This is a genomic window from Pseudorhodoplanes sp., from assembly GCF_035565855.1.
In the GTDB taxonomy this organism is placed as follows: Bacteria; Pseudomonadota; Alphaproteobacteria; order Rhizobiales; family Xanthobacteraceae; genus Pseudorhodoplanes.
Genome location: NZ_DATMRX010000077.1, coordinates 1 through 7,393, shown reverse-complemented (window position 1 = coordinate 7,393; position 7,393 = coordinate 1). Strand labels below are relative to the sequence as shown.

At 64.1% G+C, this 7,393-nt stretch carries 6 protein-coding genes and 1 pseudogene; 4 read left to right on the top strand and 3 right to left on the bottom strand.

All coding sequences use genetic code 11. The features are described from left to right. From VN004_RS04340 to VN004_RS04330, 3 genes and pseudogenes are all read right to left on the bottom strand, one after another. A pseudogene (locus VN004_RS04340) lies at window positions 1-399 on the bottom strand (hypothetical protein); the annotation flags it as partial. A 166-nt stretch (window positions 400-565) separates the two neighbouring features. Continuing rightward, complete coding sequence (locus VN004_RS04335) at window positions 566-1,765, bottom strand: FAD-dependent oxidoreductase (protein ID WP_325607380.1); 1,200 nt, start codon at window positions 1,763-1,765, stop codon at window positions 566-568. Next, complete coding sequence (locus tag VN004_RS04330; protein WP_325607378.1) at window positions 1,762-2,874, bottom strand: 5-methyltetrahydropteroyltriglutamate--homocysteine S-methyltransferase; 1,113 nt, start codon at window positions 2,872-2,874, stop codon at window positions 1,762-1,764. Before VN004_RS04330 ends, VN004_RS04335 begins: the two co-directional genes overlap by 4 nt. Before the next feature lie 146 nt (window positions 2,875-3,020). Between VN004_RS04330 and VN004_RS04325 the strand changes: the two genes are divergently transcribed. The 4 genes from VN004_RS04325 (at window position 3,021) to VN004_RS04310 (ending at window position 7,328) form a co-directional block, all read left to right on the top strand. Beyond that, window positions 3,021-3,719: an alpha/beta hydrolase gene (locus VN004_RS04325; RefSeq protein ID WP_325607376.1), complete on the top strand. Its 699-nt coding sequence runs from the start codon at window positions 3,021-3,023 to the stop codon at window positions 3,717-3,719. Between the two features lie 13 nt (window positions 3,720-3,732). Next, window positions 3,733-4,494 (top strand): SDR family oxidoreductase, encoded by a 762-nt coding sequence (locus VN004_RS04320; RefSeq protein ID WP_325607374.1) that lies wholly within the window; start codon window positions 3,733-3,735, stop codon window positions 4,492-4,494. 72 nt (window positions 4,495-4,566) lie between these two features. Then, on the top strand, window positions 4,567-6,906 hold the full coding sequence (locus tag VN004_RS04315) for a xanthine dehydrogenase family protein molybdopterin-binding subunit (protein WP_325607372.1): 2,340 nt from the start codon (window positions 4,567-4,569) through the stop codon (window positions 6,904-6,906). Then, window positions 6,870-7,328 (top strand): hypothetical protein, encoded by a 459-nt coding sequence (locus VN004_RS04310; RefSeq protein WP_325607370.1) that lies wholly within the window; start codon window positions 6,870-6,872, stop codon window positions 7,326-7,328. Before VN004_RS04315 ends, VN004_RS04310 begins: the two co-directional genes overlap by 37 nt. The last annotated feature ends 65 nt before the right edge of the window (window positions 7,329-7,393 follow it).

Genomic DNA, 7,393 nt, shown 5'->3' with positions numbered 1-7,393 from the left:
CGGACAGTTGAAATAGATGGTTTCCAGCACCGCGCCGGTTGCCGCGACCACGTCGTTGTGGCCGAGCACGATCGTCGAATAGAGCATGAACATCGCCGGCACGGTGTTCGGCACATATTGCGGGATCGCAAGGCCGGCTTGAATGAGGCCGTCCTTCACGCCGGTGAAGGTGGTCTTGCCGTCGACCAGCTGACCGCCGGGCACCAGCTTCCACTTCACCTTGCCGCCGGTCTTTTCCTCGATGGCCTTGAGGATGCCGGGCATGACCTTGGCGTTCTGATATTCGCGCGCCGGCGTCCAGCTTCCGTAGATCAGCTCCTGCGCGGGGGCGGGCTGCGCCAGCAACAGGCCGGCGGCAAGCGCCGACCCGGCCAATGTCATCGAGCGATGGGGTATCATCTGATTCCTCCCTGAGTTGAGGCCGAGTTGGTTTCGGTCTTCGGACGTGACAGGCAGGCTATAGTTTGAGTCCCAACAATTCAATCGGCATCGTGCAGACAAAAGTCCAAAACGCGGTTGGTCCCCTGACGCGCCCGGTGGGCAGACGACGGTGGGAGACGGCCGGTCAATGGGTTTGCGGCACGCCGATCGGCCGTCCGACGAGCTTGTAGGTGAAGGTCAGCGCCTCGCGCTGGAATTGCGGATCGTCGCGCAGCTTGTCGAACCGCGCATTGTCGGCGCGCTTCTTCTCCGGATCGGTTTCCTTCACCCGGCGGAGATTCTCTGCGGCGGTGGGCCCGGTGATTTCGCGGAAGACGCGCTGCCGTTCCTCCGCATAGCGGTCGAGCAGGTCGTCGCTCGCTGCATCTTTGATGACCGCGGGGAGGGCGTCGCCTAAAAGATCGGCATCGAGGAGGCCGGACGTCAAGCCAAGCCCGCCAAACGGATTGCAGACATGGGCGGCATCGCCCGCGAGCAGGACGCGACCGACGCGAAACCGCGGCGCACTGCGTTCGTGCACCCGGAACGGCGCGAAGGCCTTGAGTTCATAAGGCCCGTCATCCGGCAGGATCGCCCGATAATGATTAGCAATGCGCTCCTGCACCTTGTCCTCCGGCAGGCTCGCATCCTCGCCATAGGTGACGCGCCACAGCCCGTGACGGTCGATCTTCACGATCACCGCCCAATAGGTCGGGTCGATGATGAAATTCGCCCGCGCGAAGCCGCGCGCCTCGAAGTCGTAAACGAGGTTGGTGGAAATCAGCCGCTCGGGGTGGGTGTAACCCTCGAAGGACAGGCCGAGCGCGCGGCGCACGGTGCTGCTGCCGCCATCGGCGCCGACCAGCCAATCGCATTCGATCACGCTGGTGCCGCCGTCGGTTTCGACGGTGACGGCGACGCCGTCGGACTTCTGCTCGACGCCGGTGACACGCGTGTTCCAGCGCACCGTAGCGCCTGGGATGGCAAGGAAGTTGCGCAGGATCGCCTGTGCAAGCTCATGCTGCGGCATGTGCAGGTTATACGGATAGGCGGTGTCGTCCGGCGTCAGCACCGACATATGCGGCGCAGCCAGAATCCGGCCGTCGACGGTGCGGAATTGATAATCCTGCTTGAGGATGCCCGCGATCTTCAATTCGTCGAGCAAGCCGAGCCGGTCCAGCATTTCCACCGTCGGCGCGTGATAAACCACCGCGCGCGGCAACGTGACGATCCCCGGTTCGCAGTCGACAACGGTGACCGGAATGCCGGCGCGCGCGATCTTCAACGCCGTGACGAGGCCGACGGGCCCGGCGCCCGCGACCACAACTCCCTCGAACCTCGTCATTCGTCACCCCAGACGTCACGCGCGGTTTCGACCACGAGCTTGAGCTTGGCGAATTGCTCGTCGATGGTGAGCAGATTGCCCTCCGCTGTCGAGGCAAAGCCGCATTGCGGCGACAGGCATAGCTGCTCGAGCGGCGCGAATTTCGCAGCCTCGTCGATGCGGCGCTTCAGATCGTCCTTGCTTTCGAGCTTGCCGGATTTCGTGGTGACAAGGCCCAGCACCACCATCTTGCCCTTGGGCAAAAAGCGGAGCGGCTCGAAACCGCCGGAGCGCTCGTCATCGTATTCGAGGAAGAAGCCATCGACCGCGAGATCGCTGAACAGCGCTTCCGCGACGTGGTCGTAGCTGCCTTCCGCCATCCAGGCCGACTTGTAATTGCCGCGGCAGGTATGGGTGCAGACCGTCATGTCGGAGGGACGATCGGCGATGCAGTCGTTGAACAGCTTGATATAGCGATGGTGCTGGGTCTCGGCGCCTTCGCCCAGCATGGCGCGGCGCGCCGGATCGTTGAGGAACGACAGGCTGGTATCGTCGAGCTGCAGATAGGTGCAGCCGAGCCCCGCGAGGCCTTCGATCTGCTGGCGATAGACCGCCGCAAGATCGTCGTAGAACATCTCCCAGTCCGGATAGACATTGCGGTCGACGCCGCGGCCGGCCGGGTAATGCATCATCGACGGCGACGGGATGGTCAGCTTGGGGATCGCCTTCGTCGCGACCGATTTCAGGAAGGCGAAATCTTCCGCGAAGATCGTCTCGTCGAGATGCATGCGCTCGCCGACGCGATAGGCAACGAATTCAAAATCGGTTGCGCCGGTCGCGGAGCGGAACGGCACCTTGACCGTCTCGGTCAGCTTCTCGATACCGCCGATCGAATATTTGAAGTCCATGAACCAGTCGATGCGCCGGAATTCTCCGTCGGTGACGGCTTTGAGGCCGATGTCCTCCTGCCGCGCGACGACCTCGCGGACCGCCTCGTCCTCGATGCGGCGCAACTCTTCCGCGGAAATCGCATCGCGGGCGCGCTCTTCGCGGGCTTTCAGGAGCGCCTTCGGGCGCAACAGGCTGCCGACATGTTCGGCGCGGAAGGGAGGCCGCTTTCGTGACGCCATTACGGATATGTCTCCGGTTGGTTTTTTGTCGTTAGCGCGCGGTGCGGCATGTGGCAACCGCATCGCATTTGCATTTCGTTTCGACTTGACCACAATCGCCCGCAAGTTCGGCTGAGCGTTCGAACGGATGTCCAGGGGGGAAGCGGGTGGCCACAATCGTTGTTGCGCATGGCGCATGGTCGTCGGCCTGGGCCTGGCAGAAAATGCGGCCGCTGCTGCGCGCCGCGGGTCACGAGGTCTTCACCCCGAGCTATACCGGGCTCGGCGAGCGCGCCCATCTCGCCAATCCCGCGATCGACCTCGACACGCATATCGCCGACGTCCTCGGCGTCTTGCAGTTCGAGGACCTGCGCGATGTGGTGCTGATCGGGCACAGCTATGGCGGCATGGTCGCGACGGGCGTCGCGGACCGGTCCGAAGGCCGCGTGACGAAACTCATCTATCTCGATGCCTTCGTGCCGAAGGACGGGCAGAGCCTGTTCCAGCTTGTCGGCCCCGAGACGGAGGCGAAGATGCGGGCAGGCGCCGCGGCCGGTGACGGCTGGCGCGTACCCTCGAACCCGATGCCGTCCGATACCCCGGCCGATTACGTCGCATGGGCCGCGACCCGGCGGCTGACGCAGCCGATGAAGTGCTTCGAGCAGCCGCTTCGCCTGTCGGGCCGGGCAATGCCCAAACGGAGCTACATCTATTGCACCCGAGTGGCGCCCGGCGATGTGTTCCGGCAATTCGCAGACCGCGCCAAGGCCGAGGGCTGGCCCTTTGCCGAGCTGGATGCAAGCCACAACCCGCACATCACCTGTCCGGAGGCTTTGCGGGATACGCTGGCGGAGCTGATGAAATAGCGGGGAGGGCGTGATGGCGAAGATGGAGAACAAGGTCTGCGTCGTCACCGGCGGGGCCGGCAGCATCGGACTGGCGAGCGCGAAGATGTTCGCGGCCGAGGGTGCCAAGGTGATGCTGGTCGATCGCGATCCGGCCCAGCTTGCGAAGGCCGCGAAGAGCCTTCCCGCGCCGGACAATGTCGACACCTTCGCAGCCGATGTTGCCGATACGCATGCGGCCAGGAACTATCTCGAGGCTGCGGTGTCGCGGTTCGGCAAGATCGACGTGATTTTTTCCAATGCCGGGATGAGCGGCGCCATCGCCCCGATCACCGATTATCCCGACGACCTGTTCGACCGCGTCATGGCGGTGAATGTGCGGGCCTCTTTCCTTGCCTGCAAATACGGATTGCCGCTGATGAACGACGGCGGCTCGATCATCATCACCTCCTCGATCATGGGCGTGCGCTCCGCGCCGGCCATTGTCGGCTATGCCACGTCCAAACATGCGGTGATCGGACTGATGAAGGTGGTTGCAAAGGAAGGCGCCGCACGGCGCATCCGCTGCAATGTGCTGGCGCCGGGCCCGGTGGACAATTCGTTCCAGGGCGACATCGAGCAGCGCATCTCGAACGCCATCGGGACCGACGCGACCGCCATGATCAACGGCCAGATTCCGCTCGGCCGTCATGCCCGGCCGGAAGAGATTGCGGAAATGGCCCTGTTCCTGGCGTCCGACGCGTCGAGCTTCTGCACCGGCAGCGTGTACATGACCGACGGCGGCATGAATGCCTGATGGCCGCGATGACTTCGGCCCGCGAAGCGGCTAAGAGAAGGGCCGTCCTTTTCACGCGTCCTGAAAGCTGAAATGTCGTACCGCTTCATCGGAAAGTCGCTGCCGCGTACCGAAGATCTGCGCCTCGTTCGCGGCCTCGGCCGCTATACCGCCGATCTCGCGCCGCGCGATGCGCTGCGCCTGTTCGTGGTGCGATCGCCGCACGGCGCCGCGCGCATCCTCAGCATCGACGTTACGGAAGCGGAAAAGATGCCGGGCGTGCATCTCGTCCTGACCGGCGAGCATCCGGAGATCGCGGCGCTCGGAACGATCCAGTCCAAGGTGAAGCGCCAGGCGCCCGACGGGTCCCCCAATTTTGAGCCGCCTTACCGGATTTTGTCGCGGGAGCGCGCGCTGTATGTCGGCGATCCGGTCGCGGCGGTGTTTGCCGAAACGCTGGATCAGGCCAATGATGCCGCCGAAGCCATCGCCATCGAATGGGAGGCGCTGCCGGCCGTGACCGAGACGCGGAGCGCCGCCGATGCGGATGCCCCGGAGCTCTGGCCGCAATCGCCGCGCAACATCTGCTTTGTGTTCGACGCCGGCAATCGCGACGCCGTCGAGAAGGCGATGGCTGCGGCCAAACACAAGGTCAGCATCACCTATCCGGTCAACCGCATCACCGCGGTGACCATGGAGCCGCGGACCGCGCTCGGCAGCTACGACCCCGTCGCCGAGGCTTACACCTTGCATTGCGGATTGCAGAACCCGCATGCGGTGCGCGAGAGCCTCGCCAACGATATTTTCCGTATCTCCGGAAATCGCGTGCGCGTGGTGGCGCCGGATGTCGGCGGCGGCTTCGGTCTGAAAGAGGCGCCGTTCCCGGAATATGTGCTGACCCTCGTCGGAGCAAAGCTCGTCGGGCGGCCGGTGCTCTGGGCCGCCGAGCGGGGCGAGAGCTTCCTGTCGGATTTCCACGCCCGCGACAACTTTTCGACGACGACTCTCGGCCTCGACGCGCACGGCAATTTCCTCGCTCTGAAGGTCGAAACGACCGCCAATATCGGCGCCTATATCTCGCCGATGGGCCTGCATGTACCGACCAACAATCTCGGTGGTCTCGCCGGCGTCTATCGCACCCCGCACATCCACGCGCGCGTGACCGGCGTGTTCTCCAACACCCCGCCGACCTCGCCCTATCGCGGTGCGGGCCGTCCCGAGGCGACCTATGCGATCGAGCGGGTCATCGATCTTGCCGCAAGGCAATGCGGCTTCGATCCGGTGGAATTGCGCCGTCGCAATCTGATCTCTCCGGATCAGATGCCCTACAACACCAATTTCGTCTTCACCTACGATTCCGGCGAGTTCGAGCGCAACATGGACGATGCGCTGGAGCTTGCGGAGCTGAAGGGCTTCGCCGAACGCCGCAAGGAATCGAAGAAGCGCGGCAAGCTGCGTGGCATCGGCATCGCCAATGCCATCGAGATCTCGGCGGGGCCCGCGCCGGCGCCGAACCCCGAGAGCGCGGAGATCAAGTTCGACCAGACCGGCGGCGTCACCGTGTCGATGGGCACCCATTCGCACGGGCAGGGGCACGAGATCACCTTCGCGCAAATCGTCGCTGATTTTCTCGGCCTCGATATCGGCGACGTGCGGGTGCGCTACGGCGACACCGACGGCATTGAATTCGGCACCGGCACCTTTGGCAGCCGCTCGGTCATCACCGGTTCGAATTCGCTGCGCATCTCGGCCGACCGGCTGATCGAGCGCGGCAAGAAGATTGCCGCCGTCCACTTCGAGGCGGATGCGGGCGACATCGTCTTCGAAGCCGGGCAGTTTGCGATTGCCGGGACCGACCGGCGGATCGGCATCAAGGACGTGGCGAAACTGTCCTACACGATGCGCGATCCGAGCCTTGGCGGGACGTTCGGCTTTGCGGACAAGACCATCGCAGCGCCCAAAGCTGCGACATTCCCGAACGGCTGCCATGTCTGCGAGGTCGAGATCGATCCCGATACCGGCGTGTGCCAGCTTCAAACATATATCGTGGTCGATGACGTCGGGAGGGTCGTCAATCCGATGCTGGTCAAGGGCCAGGTACATGGCGGGGTGGTGCAGGGCGTCGGCCAGATCCTGTTCGAGGACATTCGCTATGACGAAGACGGACAATTGCTGACCGGCTCGTTCATGGATTACGCGATGCCGCGCGCCGCGCATTTCCCAGACTTCATCTGCAAGGCGAATGAAGTGCTCACGCCGATGAACCCGCTCGGCGTGAAGGGCGCGGGCGAGGCGGGAACGGTCGGCGCGCTCGCCGCGGTGACCAACGCGATCGTTGACGCATTGTCGCCCTATGGCATCGAGCATATCGATATGCCCGCGACACCGGAGCGGATATGGCGCACGATAAAGGACGCGACCGCCGCCCGCTGAGTTCGGCGGTGGCGGCAGTGGCGCTCGCAGCGCTGCTGTGCGGCTGCGCGCGCGAACAGCCTGCGGTGCTGTCGAGCAATCCGAACGTGCCGCCGACAAACTACAAGGCCGAGATTCTGGATTACCTGCGGGTTTACCTGAACGACCCGACCGGTGTTCGCGAGGCCTATATCGGCGAGCCCGAATTGAAGAGCATTCCGGCCTCGATCTTCTCGACCGAGCAGATGTCGCCGGCGCACCAGCGCTACATGGTGTGCCTGCGCTTCAATGCGAAGAACTCGACCGGGAAATACGAGGGCAGTCGCGACCGCATGGTGGCATTCCTCGCCGGGCGCCTCGATACGCTCGTCCTCGCGCGGAAAGGACAATGTGACAACGCGAATTGGCAGCCATTTCCCGAGCTGGAAAAGCTGCGCCGGTAGGCTGCGCGGCTGCGCCTAGGACTTTGCCGCAGGCGTCGCCGGGGTCTCCGCCTTGCGATAGATCG